Consider the following 16,519-nt stretch of genomic DNA (forward strand, 5'->3'; position numbering starts at 1 on the left):
ATAACAGAGATCGAGTGAGGTGATCCCAGCGACTCCTACGCGAGGTGAATGACCGTCACTCTCGCGCTCCACCGCCGGTCCGATAGGGGCATCCTCTGCCTCTCCATGCATGCCCGGCGGATTCCGTTCCGCTGACCCGGATGACATCCGATCACGCCATTCAAAGAATACGCCAGGAAGAACGTTCGGCCTGCTGGACCGACAGCCGAAAGGACGGCCCGCACGGGGCGGCCGTCCAGGTACTGTGCCGCTCCCGACGGTCCCAGATAGAGATTGACAGGGCACTCGGCGGTATGCCCACAGAAGCGCACCGAACCCGCCGGCCCTCTCATATCTTGAAGGATTGACAGAGCACTTGGCGGTATGCCCTCGGGAGCGGCGAAAAATCGCCGACCGTTACCGGTCGCCCGAGAATTGACATACGCCCGACGGCCACCCTAAAGTCCGCTTGCCAGTTTTCCGAACCACACCCAAAGGTGTTCATGACTGCATCCACGTTGCCGAAGACCGGGCAGCAGTTGATTCCTGCCGACGCCAAGGGAACCAGGCAGAAACTCCCCGAGGCACGGTCGGCCGGTCAGGCCACGTACCTGCCCGACCGGCACATGTTCGCCCTGTGGACCTGGTCCGGCGGCGCGGTGGGGGCGGCCCCGCCGGTCGGTGACGTCGAGACCGTTCCCCTCGTCGTTCCGACGCCGGACCTGGGCAGGCTCAGGGTGGCCGACGTCGACTGCGTGCTGGTCGAGCCGGACCGGCTCGTGGCCGTGCCCCTCGACTCGCCCGGCCGGTCGGTGGACGCCTGGCGGTCGTGGATCGCGGGCGGCGAACCGGCTCTGCCGATCGCCGCGCACGCGGTCCCCGACGCCACGGGTGTCGCCGTCACGACGGCGGAACACGCGAGCGGCGTCTTCCGTCGCACCACCTCGGTGGGTGCCGAGATGCGCACGGCGCTGACCGCCGAACTGCGCCCGTATCAGGTGCGCGGGGTGAGCTGGCTGCGCGAGACCATCGAGACGCACGGCGGCGCGGTGCTCGCCGACGAGATGGGACTCGGTAAGACCCTGCAGACCATCGGCTGTGTCGCCGGGCGGGCCGAGAAGGGGCCGCAGCTGCTGGTCTGTCCCACGTCGTTGGTGGGGAACTGGGCCCACGAGATCGCGCGGTTCGCACCTGGGCTGCGGGCGGCGATCTGGCGCGGCGGGCCGCTGCCCGAGGTGGGCAACGGCACGGTGGTGCTCACCGGCTACCCCACGCTGCGCATGCACGGCCCGGCCCTGGCGGGGATCCGGTGGAGGACCGCGGTCTTCGACGAGGCGCAGGCCCTGAAGAACCCCCGTACGCAGGTGTCGAAGGCCGCGCGCACCATCGCGGCCGGCGCGCGGATCGCCCTGACCGGGACGCCCGTCGAGAATCACCTCGACGAGCTGTGGGCCCTGCTCAATCTGGTCGCACCGCACCTGTTCGGGAACCGGGCGCAGTTCCGCCGCCGCTTCGTGCGGCCGATCTCGGACGGCTCCCCGGCCGCTTCCGCCCGGCTGCGCGGGGCCATCGAGCCGATCGTGCTGATGCGGAAGAAGTCCCAGGTCGCGGGGTCGCTCCCGCCCAAGATCCACGCCGATCTCCGCTGCGACCTCACCGAGGAGCAGGAGCGGCTGTACGACCGGCTGCTGGAGCAGGTCATCGACGACGGCTTCGGCAGTGGCACCGAGCGGCAGACCAAGGTGCTCGCCGTCCTGACCTCGCTCAAGCAGGTCTGCAACCATCCGGGCCTGATCACGGACGACCTCGGGGAGCTGTCGGGCAGGTCGGGCAAGCTCGACCTGTGCACCGACATCGTGGCCAGCAACCTGGAGAACGACGCTCCGACCCTCGTCTTCACCCAGTACCGGCAGACCGGTGAGCTGCTGGTCCGGCACTTCGCCGAACGGTTCGGAGTGAATGCGCCGTTCTTCCACGGCGGCCTGAACCAGGAGCGACGGGCCGACATCGTCCGCCGGTTCCAGTCCGACGACGGCCCGAAGGTGCTCGTCCTCAGTCTGAAGGCCGGGGGCACCGGGCTCACGCTCACGCGCGCGGCCGACGTCATCCACTTCGACCGGTGGTGGAACCCGGCCGTGGAGGCCCAGGCATCCGACCGGGTCCACCGGATCGGTCAGACCCGCACGGTCACCGTCACCACCCTGACCACCGGGACCACCGTCGAGGAGCACATCGCGGCCATGCACGACCACAAGTCCGCGCTGTCGGACATCACCGACACGTCCAGCGTCGCCGAGCTGACCCGCCTGGACGACGACCGCCTCATCGAGGTCCTGCGCCGGAAGCGAGTCGACTGACCATGGCCGACCACGACTACGGGTACACGACGTGGGGCAAGGACTGGGTCCGGTTCGCCGAGTCGTTGCGCCAGACCCGTCCCGATCCCCAACTGCCGAGCGCGCGGCGCATGGCGCGCGACGGGAAGGTGCAGATCACGTTCGACGACCGGACCGTGCGCGCCGTCGTGCAGCGAGGCCGCGGCACCTCGGTGGTCACGATCGAGGTCGCGCCGATGTCCGCGGAGGCGACGGCCGAGATCTCCCGCCGGCTGAGCGGCATCCAGCCCCTGCTCACCGACGATCTGTACCGCGCGGTCGCCGACGCGGGCCATCCGCCCGCGCCGGTCCTCGACAGCGTCGACTGCTCCTGCCCCGCCGGCACCCCACGGTGCGTCCATGAGCTGGCCGTCTACTACGACATGGCGCGGCGCATCGACGACGATCCCCGCATCGCCCTCGACGTGCAGGGCTTCTTCCACGCTTCGGCGGGCGGCGGCCAGGCGCCCGCCGAAGCGACGGCGCAGCGCTGGATCGCGCTCAACTCCCTTGATCCGGCCGCCTACTTCACCGCGGCCGAGTGACCCGGCCGGCCTGAGGGGGATCGGTGTGTGCCCGCCCGGCGGGCACACACCCGCACCACCCGCCGAGCCCGGCCGACCCCACCGGCAGCCCCGACGGCACAGTGCGGATCTCAACTCCCCGGCATCGCGCGGTCAGGGCCTGTCTCAAAGCCACGCTGTCCTAGTGCGCGGTCCAGCCGCCGTCCATGGTCAGGGACGCGCCGGTGATCATCGACGCGTGCGGCGAGCACAGGTAGGCGACCATCTCGGCGACCTCCTCGGGCTCGATCAGCCGCCGGATCGCGGCCCTGGCCAGCATGACCTCGTCGACGACCCGGTCGGGCTCCATCCCGTGCGCCGCCGCCTGGTCCGCGATCTGGTGCTCGACGAGCGGAGTCCGCACGTACGCCGGGCTGACGCAGTTCGCGGTCACCCCGTGCTCGGCGGCCTCCAGCGCGATGACCTTGGTCATCCCCTCCAGGGCGTGCTTGGCGGCGACGTAGGCGACCTTGTACGGCGAGGCGATCCGGCCGTGCACGGAGGAGATCCCGACGATCCGGCCCCAGCCGCGTTCGTACATCCCGGGCAGCGCCCGGCGGGCGAGCCGGAACGGCGCCTCCACCATGATCCGCTGGATCCGCGCGAAGACGTCCGGCGGGAACTCGGTCACCGGGGCGACGTGCTGCAGCCCCGCGTTGTTGACCAGGATGTCCACGTCGCAGTCGATCGCCTCGACCGCGGCGGCGTCGGACAGGTCCGCGGCGACCGCCCGGCCGCCGAGCTCCCCGGCCGCGGCCTCGGCCTCCTCCTTGCGCAGGTCGACGATGACGACCTCGGCTCCGGCGGCCGCCAGCCGCCGGGCACACGCCAGGCCGATGCCGCCGGCCGCGCCGGTCACGAGGGCACGGCGGCCGGACAGGTCGAGGCCGGTGAGCGGCTGAGGGGACGGCTGCTGAGCGTTCGGCGGGACCACGCGATCCTCCTCGATCGGGACACCTCGTGCGAACACGACCCTATCGACGCGCTCTACGGCCCGGCCCGGACGGACGGGTAAACCGAAAATGATCTTGTGGCGTCCTCTGAGCGAACATCAACGATCGCGAGGCAGCCGTGGCGGATCGTCATCGTCTACGGCGGCGCGAAGGGTCTGACGTCCCGCACGACCACCCTGACGGGCCCGGGCGCGTGGGCCTCCCCGTCCCTGGCGGTCGGGGACTTCGACCACGACGGCGGCACCGACCTGGTGGCCACGGTGACGGGCGGCGACGCCAACGCCGTCCTGCTGTTCCGCGACGTCCGTGACCGGCCGGTCACCGCGACCGCGTCCCCCCTCCAGACCAAGGGAGAGGAGGTCGGCCCGATCAGCCAGATCGCCGGCGACTTCACCGGCGACGGGTACACCGACCTGGTCACCCTGGTGCGCAGCTCGATCGACGGCGAGCCGGCCGAGAAACGCGCCGAACTCCGCCGCGGATCGTCCTCCGGCCTCGGCGCCCCGACAGCGCTGAGCTCCGACATCGGGCGGGCGGCCGTCGCCGGTGACGTCAACGGCGACGGCCGGGCGGACCTGATCGCCGCCACCGGCGGAGGCGACGGCGACCGATCCGACCCGCCGGAGGGGATCCTCGTCTTCCTCGGCACCGGGTCGGGCCTGGGGGCACCGAAGAAGTTCACCCAGGACGCCGGCGCGGTCACCATCCTGCGCGGCGCGGCCGGCGGCCTCACCACCAAGGGCGCAGAGCTTCGACCAGAACACCGCGCACGTGCCGGGCGTCGCGGAGACGGCCGACGCCTTCGGCGGCGGGCTGTCGCTGGCGGACCTGACGGGTGACGGCCGGGCCGACCTGACCGCGGGCGCTCCGGTCGAGAACGGCGAGGAGGGTGGCCTCTGGGTGCTGCGCGGCGCCAGGACCGGGCTCACCACCACGAACCTGCGCACGCTGGGCGCGTCCGACCTGGGCGTCGCGAAGCGCCACGCGCAGCTCGGCCGCGTCCTACTGCCCTGAGACCACGGCTCCACGCCGTGACGACGCTCCGCCGGTCCGCCCGGCGGAGTGATCGTCCCCGCCGCCCCCGTACGACCGCCGGTGTCGTACGGGGGCGGCGTCGTTCGCGACGGAAACGTGCCGCGGGCCGCGCGTCGGCGCGGGCCGCCGACCCCCGCAAAATCCCGGGCATTCCGCCGTTTCCGTTGACATCGGCCTGCCGACGCTCAATGCTCCCGGACGTACGCCCAAAATTTGCTCACTAAGCCCACTATTCGGGCATGACAGGCGGGGAGCGCGAGTCCTTGTCCGATTCACCGGAGCAGCGACCCACCGGCGTCCCGGGGAACGACGCCGTGACGGCCACGACCGGGTCCGCGGACGGACGCCGCCTGTCCGGCTGGTGCGATCTCCCGGGCTCCCGGCTGGCACCGTCCATCGCACGCCGCTGGGTCGCCGCGATGCTGGACTCCTGGCACCTCACGCTGCCCGCGGCGGACCTCGCGACGATCGCGGAGCTGACCAGCGAGCTGGTGACCAACGCCGTCCAGCACGCGGAACCGGGTCCCTCCGGCGACCAGGAGATCAGGGTCAACGTCCGGGTCGACTACGGCATGGTCTGGCTCGCCGTCTGCGACCGCGACCCCACTCTCCCCGTACGGAGGACGCCCGACTTCGTCGCCGAGTGCGGCCGCGGCCTGTTCCTGGTGGACGCCCAGGCCGACCAGTGGGGCTTCGTTCGCTACCACGGCGGCAAGTACGTCTGGTTCGGCCTCGAGTACCCGGGCCGTGCGCACCGGCCGGCCACCGGGCGCCCGGAGCTCATCGTGGCCGTCGCCCCGGAGCCGCCCGCCTCCCCCGATCCGTCCGCACCGCCATCGACAGAAGAGGATCCGGTATGTCTCCCGTCGCCCTTCCCCATGTCCTCCACGGCTCCGGACCGCATCGGGTGATCGCGCTGCACGGCTGGTTCGGCGACCGCGACGCCTTCGCCGCCATCCGGCCGTACCTGAACACGGAGGCGTTCACGTACGCGTTCCCCGACTACCGGGGGTACGGCGAGGCCCGCGACCTCACCGGCGACCACACCCTCACCGAGATCGCCGGCGACGTGCTCGCCCTGGCCGACAAGCTCGGCTGGGACGAGTTCTCGCTGGTCGGGCACTCGATGGGCGGAACGGCGATGCAGCGGGTGATGCTGGACGCGCCCGGCCGGATCCGCCGCATGGTCGGCGTCTCCCCCGTCCCCGCCTCCGGCGTGCCGTTCGACGAGCAGGGCTGGGCGCTGTTCTCCGGCGCCGCCGACGAGCCCGCGAACCGCCGGGCGATCATCGACCTCACCACCGGCGGCCGCCTCCCGGGCGCCTGGCTCGACGCCATGGTGGACACCTCGCTGCGCGTCTCCACCGTCCCGGCCTTCCGCGCCTACCTGGACGCCTGGGCCCGTACGGACTTCCATGAGGAGGTGGCGGGCAACACCACGCCGGTCCTCGTCATCGCGGGCGCGCAGGACCCGGCGCTGTCCGCCGACGTCATGCGGGCGACCTGGCTGCAGTGGTACCCGAACGCCGAACTCGTGACGTTCCAGGACGCCGGCCACTACGCGATGGACGAGACGCCGCTCGTGCTGGTGGCCGAGATGGAGCGTTTCCTGGCCGCCGCCTGACCACCGTCCGGGCCGCCCGGCCACCGGGCGCCCGGATCGGTCCGGCCGTCCGATGATCCGAGGGGGGACGTTGCCGTCCGAAGAACGAGACACGACCGCCGTCACGGCGAACCCGGCCGCGGATCTCGACGTGTTCGACCCGAACATCTACGCCCGGGGTGTCCCGCACGAGACCTACCGCCGGCTCCGGGACGAGGACCCGGTGCACTGGCAGGAGGAGTACGAGGTCGGCGGCTGGCCGTCCGGTCCGGGATTCTGGGCCGTCACCCGGCACGCGGACGTCGTCCAGGTGCTGCGCAGCCCCGACGAGTACAGCTCGTGGATCGGGGCGACGCAGATCCGTGACCCGGACCCCGCCGACCTGCCGTTCATCCGGCGGATGATGCTGAACCTCGACCCGCCGGAGCACGGCAGGCTGCGGCGGATCGTGGCGAAGGTGTTCACGCCCCGCCGCGTCGAACGGTTCACGGCCGACGTCGAGCGCCGGGCGCGCCGGCTCGTCGACGGCATCGCCGAACGCGGCGAGTGCGACCTGCCGGTCGACGTCACCGACGACTACCCGATCCAGAACCTCGCCGACCTGCTCGGCATCCCCGAGGAGGACCGCGACCGGATCCTCGCGTGGACCAACCGGGTGATCGGCTACCAGGATCCCGACCACGCCGAGGCCGCCCGCGGCGCCGACGGCCGGCCGGTGAACCCCCGGTCCCCCGCGATGCTGGCCGACATGTTCGAGTACGCGCACGCGCTCGCCGACGCCAGGCGCCGGGATCCGGCGGACGACCTGATGACCGCGCTGGCGACGGCCGAGGTCGACGGCCGCCGCCTCAGCGATCCCGAGCTGTCGATGTTCTTCTTCCTGTTGGTGATCGCCGGCAACGACACCGTACGGTCCGGCCTGCCCGGCGGGGTGATGGCGCTCCTCGACCACCCGGACCAGCACCGGCGGCTCCTCGCCCATCCGGAGCTGCTCGACCCGGCGATCGACGAGATGCTGCGCTGGCACCCGCCCGTGCTCAGCTTCCGGCGCACCGCCGTACGGGACACCGTCCTCGCGGGACGGCCGATCGCCGCCGGGGACAAGGTCGTCGTGTTCCACGCCTCCGCCAACCGGGACGAGCGGGCGTTCCCCGACCCGGACCGGTTCGACATCGCCCGGCGGCCGAACGACCACGTCGCGTTCGGCGACGGCCCGCACGTGTGCCTGGGGGCGCACTTCGCCCGCCTGCAACTGCGGACCTTCTACCGCGAGTTCCTGTGGCGCCTGCCGGACCTGGAGCCCGCGGGGCCGCCCGCGCGGCTCGTGTCCAACTTCATCGCGGGCATCAAGCACCTGCCCGTCCGCTATACGCCCGTACGACGGAGCGACGATCGATGACCGACCGACCGCACCACCCGGCGCCGCCCGGCCGTCCCCGCGCCGGCTCGTCGTCCCCCGCCACCGGCGGGCCTCCCTCGCCCGGCGGCGAATCACCGTCTCCCGCCTCCGCCGGCGGATCGCCGTACCCCGCCACCGGCGGACCGCCCGCCCAAGCCGGCGGGTCGCCCTCTCCCGCCGCCGGATCGAAGACGATCGACACCGGCCTGCGGCTCCTGGAGATCCTCCGGGACCATCCCGACGGGATGACGATCAGCGAGCTCGCCCGCGCCGCCGACGTCCACCGCAACGCCGTCTCCCGCCATCTGACCGCGCTGCGCAACCACCGCCTCGTCTCCCGGACCGGGACGCGCTTCACGCTCGGACTGGGCATCGTCGAGCTCGGTGCCGCCGTGCAGCACCGGCTGCGCGTCGCGGCCGAGGGGGCGCTCCAGTCGCTGGCCGACGGCTGCCGCGCGACGGCGTTCATCAGCGTGCTGGACGCCGAGGAGGAGGTCGTCGTGCTCGCCGTGGCCGAGCCCCGGGGGTCCGACTTCCACGTCGCCTATCGCGCGGGCAAGCGGCACGCCGTCGACCGCGGCGCGCCCGGAATCGCGATCCTCGCCGGCCGTCCGCCGAGCCCGGGCGAACGGCCGGTCGTGCGCGAGGCCCGCCGGGCGGGGTACGCGGTCACCGAGGGCGAGTTGCAGCCCGGCGCGTGGGGCGTCGCCGCGCCGATCTTCGCGCGGGGCCGGCCCGCCCAGGCGAGCATCGGAGTGGTGACGATCGGCACGCAGGACGAGCCCGCCATCGCGCCGCGCGTCGTCGCCGCGGCCGGCGAGATCGCGCGCCTGCTCTGAGTCTCGCTCCGCACTCGCGGCCGCCCGTTCCGGCGGCCGTGCAAGCGTGCCCTTCAGGCGGCCGTTCAGACGTGCCGTTCAGGTAGGCCGGGCCGCCGCGGGCCGGGCCGCGTGGCCGAGCAGGGCCAGCGCTCGTGCCGTCTCGGTCGCGGTGAACGGCAGCCCCGGACGGTGCAGCCGGATCCGTTCGCCGGTCGGAGCGGTCAGAGTCAGCGTCTCCCCGCCGGGCCGATCGGCCCCGCCGGGCCGGTCCGCCCGGCTCGTCCAGCCTGCCCGGCTGGGACGGTCGAATCGGGCGGCGGGTCGGTCGCCGGTGTCCGGGACGAGGCGCGCCTCCAGCAGAGCCGCCAGGGCGACCGGCAGCCGGTGCGGATCCGCGGCGGCCCACGACGCCAGGAGCAGCGCGCGGGTGACCGGATCGACCAGCTCGCGGACGGTCGCCGGGCGGGCCTGGACGGAGCGGCCGCCCGCCGCGGTGAGCGCGTGGACCAGTGTCATGCCGGTGACGGGCTCCGGCAGCTGGACGTGGAGTTCGTCGACGGTTCCGCCGGTGTCCGCCTGGGTGCTCAGCGACAGGATGTTGCCGCCGAGCGCGGCGGTGGCGGCGGCCAGCGCCGCGAGCTGTCCGGGCGTCTCACGCACCCGCGCCCGTACCCGCCAGAGCCGCGCCGCCGGGAGATCGGCCCGCGGCGCGGGACCGTTCGGCGCGTACCGGGGGTGATCGCGCCGGTGCGTCAGCCAGAGATGCACCGGCACGATCACGCAGAGGACGCCGCCCAGCACGAGGAGCATGAAGGCGCCCGAGCGGCGGTCGCCGAGTGCTGTGGAGAACAGGTGCGCGATGCCGGCCGCCACGAACAGCGCCGCGAACTCGACGACCTCACGCCGCCATGCCCGCCGGGGGCGGCCGTGGAAGGCGTCGCCGTGGTCGATCGGACGGCCGTTCCTGATCTTCAGTCCCATGCGGACCACTCTGCGGAGCCCTCGTTGCGGCCCGCGGTCACCCCTGTGACAGCCGGGTAACCGAGTGCCCCCTTTCGATGAAGATCGGGAGAATCGGGCCCTACCGGCTCGATGACAGCGACGACGACCTTGCCTTACCGTGGGCGTCAATGGGGCGGCGACCCGGGAGCGAGGGGCGATGGCGTACGACGCGGACCTGGCCCGCCTGGACTTCTGGGGACGACCTCCGGCCGAACGCGCGCAGGTGTTCGCCGCGCTGCGGGCCGCCGGGCGCCCGGTGTTCGTCGACTACGCCCCCGACGCGGCGCAGACGGTGAAGGGCTTCTTCGCCCTGACCCGTCATGCGGAGATCGTCGAGGTCAGCCGCCACCCGGAGATCTTCAGCTCCGAGCCGACGGCCACGAGTCTCGACGACCCGCCGCCCGAGCTGAGCGAGTTCAGGGGCTCCATGATCAGCATGGACGACCCCCGGCACGCGCGGCTGCGCCGGATCGTCTCCCGCGCCTTCACACCCCGGATGATCAAGAAGTTCGAGGATGACGTCACGCTGGTCGCCCGGGACCTCGTTGACCGGCTCGCCGAGCGCGGGCCGTGCGACTTCGTCACCGAGGTGGCGACGCCCCTGCCGCTCACGATCATCTGCGCGATGATGGGAATCCCGAAGGCCGCGTACGACGACGTGATCGACGCCACCAACCTCATCATCGGCGTCGGCGACCCGGACTACGTGGCGCCCGGCGGGCAGGACCGGACCTCGATGGTCGCCGAGAGGTTCGCCTACCTGCACCGGCTGATGGGCGAGCTCGCCGCCGAACGCCGCGCACGGCCGTCGGACGACCTGGTCACCGCCCTCGTCACCGCGAACGTCGACGGCGAGTCGCTGACCGAACGCGAGCTCGGCAAGTTCTTCGGGCTCCTCGTCATCGCGGGCAACGAGACCACCCGGACCGCGCTGAGCCACGCTCTGACACTGTTCACCGACCACCCCGACCAGCGCGCGCTGCTGAGGGACGACCTCGGCGCCCGGCTGCCCGGCGCCGTCGAGGAGGTCGTACGCCACGCCACGCCGGTGACCTGGATGCGCCGCACCGTCACCCGCGACACGGACCTGTTCGGCCACACCTACCAGGCCGGCGACCGCGTCGTCCTGTACTACAACTCGGCCAACCGCGACGAGGCCGTCTTCGACCGCCCGGACGCCTTCGACATCACCCGGTCGCCAAACCCCCATGTCGGGTTCGGCGGACCCGGCCCGCACTTCTGCCTCGGCGCGCACCTCGCCCGGCGCGAGATGACCGTGCTGCTGCGGGAGCTGTTCACCCGGCTGCCCGCCGTCCACGCCACCGCGCCTCCCGTCCGGCAGCGCAGCAGCTTCATCAACGGGATCAGCCGGCTGCCCTGCGCCTTTTGATGCGATGGTCCGGCGATCGCGTGAATTCTGCGTTACACGCCGTGTCGTCCGTGCCGTCCGCCTCCGGGCGCGTCATGCTGAGGCTCCCCCTCTGGATCCACCCCTGTGCGAGGAACATCGATGCTCAGGCGCTCACGGCTGTTCGGCCGCAAGACCCGTGTCACCTTCAGCCTTCCCCCCGATGAGCCGACCGGGGTCGTCAGCGTGGTCGGCGACTTCAACGACTGGGAGCCGGGCCGCCATGAGCTCGTCAGGCGGCGTCACGGCAGGCGCACCGTCTCGGTGACCCTCTCCCCCGGCGTCCACCGGTTCCGCTATCTGGCCACCGGCGGCGTGTGGTTCGACGACGAGACCGCCGACCGCCGCGACGAACACGGCTCCCTGATCGAGGTCTGATCGAGCCCTCGCCGGCAGCGCGTCGACCTCGCCCCGGGCGGCCCTCTCGCCGCCCGGGGCGGATCCACTGACGTCCACTGAACGTTCAGCGACAACACGGATGGTGAACAGTTAAGCACTTTTTGAGGGATGCCGTTCGCGAAAGTGCCCACCGTCCGCCTACGCCGGATCGGCTCGGCGTTGCGCAGGGTCCGCGAAGAGAGCGGGCTCACCATCGAGATGGTCTCCCGCCTGCTGCAGTCAGAGCAGTACGCCTGGGCGCTGATGAAGGCCGGCGTTCGTCACCCGGCACGAAACAAACGCCGAACTGGTGCGCTTCCGGTTGAAGCGGCAGCAGGTCCTCACCCGAGGCGATCCACTACGCTACGAAGCGATCATCGGCGAGGCTGCGCTCCGTCAACAGATCGGTGGGCTCACCGTCATGCGCGCGCAGCTCGGACGACTCATCGAAAGTCCTCGGCCGGATCGACTCTCGATCCGCGTCCTTCCCTTCAGCGCAGGAGCCGGCCTTGGGGTCAGCGGCTCCTTCACCCTGTTCAGCCTGCGCCCGCCAGGAGGGCTGACAGCGGCGCTGGTCGAGGACTTCGCGCAGACCACCTTCTTCGAGGCTGAGACGGACGTCACGGCCTTTGACCGGATCTACGCTTACTACAAGCGAGCGGCGTTGGATGAGTCGTCTTCACTCCGGCTCATCCAGCAGATAGCGTCACGCACGTGTACACCCTGATCGAAGCCAGCATGATCTGGCGGAAGAGCACTTTCAGCGGTTCGAGCGAAAGCGACTGCGTCGAAGTAGCCGTCATCGAGTGAGGCGACCTTCAGACGGTGGTCCGACCGCGCGCACACCGCAGTTGCCTGGTGATCGCTGCGCTCTATCGTCAGCGAATACCAGTGATCACGGAAGGCCACGCCGGCTTCGCCGCCTCCATGGTCTCGTTGCCGTCGGCGTTGACGGTCGCTGACCGGATTGCCGAACTTGTTACGTCACTACCGGCGTCATAGAGGCTGATCGGTTCCGACCGTCGCGGGCCGGGAGGACGGGGGTGGGAACTCTCTTGGACGCCGTGGCGGTTCACGCCCGCGGAGTCGTCAATCGGGTGGTGTTCCGGCTGTCCCGCGGTCAGGTCCTGCCGTACCGGTGCGACGGCCTCCCCTTCGTCCGGTTGACGGAGGTCGGCGGGGTCCCCCGGCTCGATTCGCTCGCCCTGCATTACCTGCGGGACGGTGGCGACTACGTCGTCCTCGTCCGTGCGGCGGCCCCACGGCTTCCGGAACGCCCGGCCGGCCTCGGCTCCGCCGTCCGGTTCCCGGGACGGCGTGCCGGACGCCCGGTGACCCGAGTCGCGAACCGGGCGAAGCCCGGTGAACGGCGGCCGGGTCAGCGGTCCTCACCGAGCGTTCGGCCCGGCCGGACCGGGTTAGGGTCGGCGTCATGGACCCGGAGGTCGAGACGTTCCCGCCGTACCCGATCCGCGGGGTGCGCGCACGGTACTTCCATCAGACCAGCTGCCCGGGTGACTTCGCGGACGTCACGGTCGACTTCGAGCCGTGGGAGGAGGGCCTCACGTTCGAGGTCGTCGGCAGTGCCACCGTCGAGGACCACTTCCGCCGCGACCTGCCCGGGTTCCGGGCCGCGCTGGTGGAGGGGATACGGGAGGAGCTGGCGGAGCGGGTGACCGACGTGCCGGTGGCCCTCGCGGTGGTCCTCCGGCACATCCGCGTCCACGAGGTGGACTCGCGCGACGCGTCCTTCCGGATGGCCGGGCGCGTCGCGGTCCGGGAGGCCCTCGACCGGCTGCAGGGCCCGCCGCCGAGACCGAAACGCCGCCGCCGGCCGTGACCGCCCGCCGCCCGTCCCGGCACCGCTACTGCGGCCGGCCGGGATCCCGTGTCACACTTCGGTGCCCTGGGTCGTCCCTGTGATGTGAGAATCGCCGTCGCCAGAGGAGATCGGTCGTGACCGGAGCGCCGAGGAACGATGACCCGCCCGCCGGCGGCCGGTGGGCGCAGGAGGACCTCGCCCGGGTCTTCGAGGCCGAACGGCCGCGCCTGCTCGGCGTCGCGTACGCGACGACCGGGTCCCTGGCGGAGGCGGAGGACTGCGTTCAGGACGCCTGGCTCCGGCTGCGCCGGCTCGAGGACCCGTCGGTGATCCGCGATCTGCCCGCCTGGCTGACCACCACCGTCGGCCGGCTGGCGCTGGACGCTCTGGGCAGCGCGCGCGTCCGCCGGGAACGGTACGTCGGGCCGTGGCTGCCCGAGCCGCTGGTCGGGACCGCCCGCGAGGACGATCCCGCCGATCGGGTGACGCTCGACGAGTCGGTGAGCATGGCGCTGCTGGTCGTGCTGGAGCGTCTGTCCCCGGCGGAGCGGACGGCGTTCCTGCTGCACGACGTGTTCGGGGTGCCCTTCGACGAGGTAGCCGACGTGGTGGGCCGTACGCCGGTGGCGGTGCGGCGGCTCGCCTCCCGGGCACGCAAGCACGTCGAGGACGGACTGCCGCGGTTCCCGCCGACGTACGACGAACAGCGGGAGCTCGTGGCCGCGTTCACGGCGGCCTGTCAGGGCGGCGACCTGGACCGGCTGCTGAGCGTGCTCGATCCCGCCGTCACCCTGCGCGGTGACGGCGGCGGCAAGGTCCCGGCGGTGGGCCGGATCGAGGGAGGCGCCGATCGGGTCGCGCGCACCCTCGTGGGCTTCACCGCCCACCCGGCCGTCGACGTACGGATCGCGGACGTCAACGGCGCGCCCGGCCTCGTCTTGCGGGACCCGGCCGGTGTGCTCACCGTCATGGCGTTCACCGTCGACGCCGGCCGGATCACCGCGATCGACGCGATCCGCAACCCCGACAAGCTGCCCGGTGTCCGATTCTGACCGGCCCGGCCCGCCCTGGCCGCCGTTCTCGTTCGAGTACGGCGGCCGGGGCGGGACGTCGCGGTCCCGGACGCTCGCGGGGGGATGCGGGTGTTCGCAGGCGCGGCGCCTTACGGCGAACAGCCGATGTTGTGGGTGGCCGCTGGTACATCGCGGGAGGGAGAGGGGCATCGGTCGGGGGAGGGAGGCGGCGGGGCGGCGTCCGGGTGCATACTCGCCGGCGGGTTCCCTCTGAGCACAGGAGTCGGCCGTGCGCGCCAGCATCCTCCGCGTCTCACGGCTCGACGTGGTCGTCGCCGCCGTCGTCACGATCGGCACGGTGACGACGGCGTTCGTCCCGGACCGGCAGCCGTGGTGGTTCCTGGCGCTGACGGTGTCGGCCTCGGTGCCGGTGGTGTGGCGGCGCCGTGCCGTCTTCATCGTGGGCGGCGTCGTCGGAGGCTCGACGACGATCCTGGCGATCGCCGCGCCGACGCTGTCACATCCGCCGCTGCTGCTCCTGCCGTACGGGGTGCTCGTCTGCGTCTACACGTTCGCGGAGCGCACCCTGTCCCCGGCGACGCGGGCCGCCGGCATCGGGGCCCTGGTCGCCGGCGTGGCCGTGTCCCTGGTCGTCCCGGGCGAGGACCTGGAGACGTACCGGTACCTCGTCACGGCCGTCGTCGCGGCGTACGCCGTCGGGGTCGGCGCACGGGCGCGGCGGGCGGCGCGCGCCGCCGAGCGGGAGCGCGAGCGCCGGGTCCAGGAGGAGCGCGCCGCCGCGGTGGAGCGCGAGCGCACGCGCATCGCCCGTGACATGCACGACATCGTCACGCACTCGGTCGGCGTGATGGTGGTGCAGGCGGAGGCCGGACCGCTGGTCGTGCGCGACGACCCGGTGCAGGCCGAGGCCGTCTTCGAGGCGATCGCCGAGGCCGGGCGGGAGGCGGTCGGCCAGCTCCGCCTGATCCTCGGCGCCCTGCGGACCGGCCGGCCGTACGATGGCCCGGTGCCCGGGGTCGAGGCCGTACCCGGGCTGGTGGGCACCGCCCGGCGGGCGGGCCTCGACGCCTCCCTGGACGTGCGCGGCGAGCCGCGGCCGGTCGCCGCCGATGTGGACGCCGCGGCGTACCGCGTCGTCCAGGAGGCGCTGACCAACACGATCCGGCACGCGGACGCCCGGACCGTGGCCGTACGGCTCCGCTGGTCCGCCGACGCGTTGGAGATCGAAGTGACGGACGACGGCCGGGGCGTTCCCGACCTGCGTGAAGGGCACGGTCTCATCGGGATGAGGGAGCGCGTCACCAGCTGCGGTGGCACGCTGGCCGTGCGCTCCGCCGGCCGCGGCTGCACGGTGACCGCGACGTTGCCGACCGCATGAACGATGAGGGAGGCACCGGCGTGCTGCGCGTTCTCGTCGCCGACGACCAGGATCTGTTCCGCGGCGGCTTCGCGATGATCCTGAACGCCCATGACGACATCACCGTCGTGGGCGAGGCCGCCGACGGCGCCGAGGCCATCGCGAAGGCCGTCGAGCTGCGGCCGGACGTCGTGCTCATGGACATCCGCATGCCCGGTGTCGACGGTGTCGAGGCCACCGCCGAGGTGTGCCGGCGGACGACGGCGAAGGTGCTCGTCCTGACGATGTACGACGTCGACGACTACGTCTACGACGCGCTGCGGGCGGGCGCCTGCGGCTTCTTGCTCAAGGACGTGCGGCGCGACGACCTCGTGCGGGCGGTCCGGCTCGTGGCGGCCGGTGAGTCGCTGCTCGCGCCGAGCGTGACCCGGCGGCTGATCGCGGACGTCGTCGGCCGGGGCACGCCGCGTCCCGCATTGCGGCGGCGTCTCGGCGAGCTCACCGGCCGGGAGATCGACACGCTGCGGCTGCTCGCGCAGGGCCGGTCGAACCCCGAGATCGCCGCCGAGCTGGTGGTCAGCGAGCACACCGTCAAGACGCACGTCAGCAACCTGCTGACCAAGCTGGGCCTGCGCGACCGCGCCCAGGCGGTGGTCTTCGCGTACGAGTCCGGGCTGGTCGTTCCCGGCGACGGCTGAGCGGTCTCATCCTCCGGGACCAGGGCGGCTTCGCTCGCGCCGGTGATCCCGCGGAGGGTTCCGGTGGCCGATGCTGCGGTCGTCTTCGAGAA

Annotated in this window: 17 protein-coding genes and 1 pseudogene; 16 read left to right on the forward strand and 2 right to left on the reverse strand. The window is 72.4% G+C overall.

The genetic code is table 11. The annotated features are described in order from the left end of the window. The first annotated feature begins 482 nt into the window (after positions 1-482). Positions 483-2,336: a DEAD/DEAH box helicase gene (locus NE235_RS18295; protein WP_252804460.1), complete on the forward strand. Its 1,854-nt coding sequence runs from the start codon at positions 483-485 to the stop codon at positions 2,334-2,336. Between the two features lie 2 nt (positions 2,337-2,338). Beyond that, a complete protein-coding gene (locus tag NE235_RS18300) occupies positions 2,339-2,899 on the forward strand; it encodes a hypothetical protein (RefSeq protein ID WP_252804462.1) in 561 nt (186 codons plus the stop codon). 160 nt (positions 2,900-3,059) lie between these two features. Here NE235_RS18300 and NE235_RS18305 read toward each other — a convergent pair whose 3' ends face one another. Then, on the reverse strand, positions 3,060-3,851 hold the full coding sequence (locus NE235_RS18305; RefSeq protein ID WP_252804464.1) for a 3-hydroxybutyrate dehydrogenase: 792 nt from the start codon (positions 3,849-3,851) through the stop codon (positions 3,060-3,062). 96 nt (positions 3,852-3,947) lie between these two features. On the opposite strand from NE235_RS18305, the gene NE235_RS18310 reads away from it, so the two are divergent. From NE235_RS18310 to NE235_RS18335, 6 genes are all read left to right on the forward strand, one after another. Continuing rightward, positions 3,948-4,709 (forward strand): FG-GAP repeat domain-containing protein, encoded by a 762-nt coding sequence (locus NE235_RS18310; RefSeq protein ID WP_252804466.1) that lies wholly within the window; start codon positions 3,948-3,950, stop codon positions 4,707-4,709. Then, positions 4,642-4,884, forward strand: coding sequence for an FG-GAP repeat protein (locus tag NE235_RS18315; protein ID WP_252804469.1), 243 nt, complete (start codon positions 4,642-4,644; stop codon positions 4,882-4,884). Before NE235_RS18310 ends, NE235_RS18315 begins: the two co-directional genes overlap by 68 nt. 284 nt (positions 4,885-5,168) lie before the next feature. Beyond that, positions 5,169-5,816, forward strand: a complete 648-nt coding sequence (locus tag NE235_RS18320; RefSeq protein ID WP_252804471.1) for an ATP-binding protein — start codon at positions 5,169-5,171, stop codon at positions 5,814-5,816. Beyond that, positions 5,762-6,529 carry an alpha/beta fold hydrolase gene (locus tag NE235_RS18325; RefSeq protein WP_252804473.1) on the forward strand — a complete coding sequence of 256 codons (768 nt, stop codon included), beginning with the start codon at positions 5,762-5,764 and terminating at the stop codon, positions 6,527-6,529. Before NE235_RS18320 ends, NE235_RS18325 begins: the two co-directional genes overlap by 55 nt. Before the next feature lie 70 nt (positions 6,530-6,599). Further along, a complete protein-coding gene (locus tag NE235_RS18330) occupies positions 6,600-7,907 on the forward strand; it encodes a cytochrome P450 (protein ID WP_252804482.1) in 1,308 nt (435 codons plus the stop codon). Continuing rightward, positions 7,904-8,746 (forward strand): IclR family transcriptional regulator, encoded by an 843-nt coding sequence (locus tag NE235_RS18335; protein WP_252804484.1) that lies wholly within the window; start codon positions 7,904-7,906, stop codon positions 8,744-8,746. Before NE235_RS18330 ends, NE235_RS18335 begins: the two co-directional genes overlap by 4 nt. A gap of 78 nt (positions 8,747-8,824) precedes the next feature. Here NE235_RS18335 and NE235_RS18340 read toward each other — a convergent pair whose 3' ends face one another. Then, a complete protein-coding gene (locus NE235_RS18340) occupies positions 8,825-9,709 on the reverse strand; it encodes a hypothetical protein (RefSeq protein WP_252804486.1) in 885 nt (294 codons plus the stop codon). 178 nt (positions 9,710-9,887) lie between these two features. Here NE235_RS18340 and NE235_RS18345 point away from each other — a divergent pair, with 178 nt between their 5' ends. From NE235_RS18345 to NE235_RS18380, 8 genes and pseudogenes are all read left to right on the forward strand, one after another. Continuing rightward, on the forward strand, positions 9,888-11,120 hold the full coding sequence (locus NE235_RS18345; RefSeq protein WP_252804496.1) for a cytochrome P450: 1,233 nt from the start codon (positions 9,888-9,890) through the stop codon (positions 11,118-11,120). A gap of 120 nt (positions 11,121-11,240) precedes the next feature. Next, the gene (locus NE235_RS18350; RefSeq protein WP_252804498.1) at positions 11,241-11,516 is read left to right on the forward strand and encodes an isoamylase early set domain-containing protein; all 276 of its coding nucleotides are present in this window, start codon (positions 11,241-11,243) and stop codon (positions 11,514-11,516) included. Positions 11,517-11,817: 301 nt separating this feature from the next. Next, positions 11,818-12,243, forward strand: a pseudogene (locus tag NE235_RS18355) (DUF5753 domain-containing protein); the annotation flags it as partial. Continuing rightward, positions 12,231-12,326: a DUF397 domain-containing protein gene (locus NE235_RS18360; RefSeq protein ID WP_252804502.1), complete on the forward strand. Its 96-nt coding sequence runs from the start codon at positions 12,231-12,233 to the stop codon at positions 12,324-12,326. The pseudogene NE235_RS18355 and the gene NE235_RS18360, both read left to right, overlap by 13 nt. Positions 12,327-12,948: 622 nt before the next feature. Continuing rightward, on the forward strand, positions 12,949-13,356 hold the full coding sequence (locus NE235_RS18365; protein ID WP_252804504.1) for a hypothetical protein: 408 nt from the start codon (positions 12,949-12,951) through the stop codon (positions 13,354-13,356). A 116-nt stretch (positions 13,357-13,472) separates the two neighbouring features. Beyond that, positions 13,473-14,390: an RNA polymerase sigma factor SigJ gene (gene sigJ / locus NE235_RS18370; RefSeq protein ID WP_252804506.1), complete on the forward strand. Its 918-nt coding sequence runs from the start codon at positions 13,473-13,475 to the stop codon at positions 14,388-14,390. Positions 14,391-14,640: 250 nt separating this feature from the next. Further along, positions 14,641-15,750, forward strand: coding sequence for a sensor histidine kinase (locus NE235_RS18375; protein WP_252804515.1), 1,110 nt, complete (start codon positions 14,641-14,643; stop codon positions 15,748-15,750). Beyond that, on the forward strand, positions 15,747-16,427 hold the full coding sequence (locus NE235_RS18380) for a response regulator (RefSeq protein WP_252804516.1): 681 nt from the start codon (positions 15,747-15,749) through the stop codon (positions 16,425-16,427). Before NE235_RS18375 ends, NE235_RS18380 begins: the two co-directional genes overlap by 4 nt. The last annotated feature ends 92 nt before the right edge of the window (positions 16,428-16,519 follow it).

The organism is Actinoallomurus spadix, assembly GCF_024055725.1.
Classification (GTDB): Bacteria; Actinomycetota; Actinomycetes; order Streptosporangiales; family Streptosporangiaceae; genus Actinoallomurus; species Actinoallomurus spadix.

Coding starts and splice junctions, on each gene's coding strand:
- NE235_RS18350 (WP_252804498.1), top strand. CDS start 11,241: ATGCTCAGGCGCTCACGGCTGTTCGGCCGCAAGACCCGTGTCACCTTC.
- NE235_RS18295 (WP_252804460.1), top strand. CDS start 483: ATGACTGCATCCACGTTGCCGAAGACCGGGCAGCAGTTGATTCCTGCC.
- NE235_RS18325 (WP_252804473.1), top strand. CDS start 5,762: ATGTCTCCCGTCGCCCTTCCCCATGTCCTCCACGGCTCCGGACCGCAT.
- NE235_RS18335 (WP_252804484.1), top strand. CDS start 7,904: ATGACCGACCGACCGCACCACCCGGCGCCGCCCGGCCGTCCCCGCGCC.
- NE235_RS18345 (WP_252804496.1), top strand. CDS start 9,888: ATGGCGTACGACGCGGACCTGGCCCGCCTGGACTTCTGGGGACGACCT.
- NE235_RS18365 (WP_252804504.1), top strand. CDS start 12,949: ATGGACCCGGAGGTCGAGACGTTCCCGCCGTACCCGATCCGCGGGGTG.
- NE235_RS18340 (WP_252804486.1), bottom strand. CDS start 9,709: ATGGGACTGAAGATCAGGAACGGCCGTCCGATCGACCACGGCGACGCC.
- NE235_RS18300 (WP_252804462.1), top strand. CDS start 2,339: ATGGCCGACCACGACTACGGGTACACGACGTGGGGCAAGGACTGGGTC.
- NE235_RS18380 (WP_252804516.1), top strand. CDS start 15,747: ATGAACGATGAGGGAGGCACCGGCGTGCTGCGCGTTCTCGTCGCCGAC.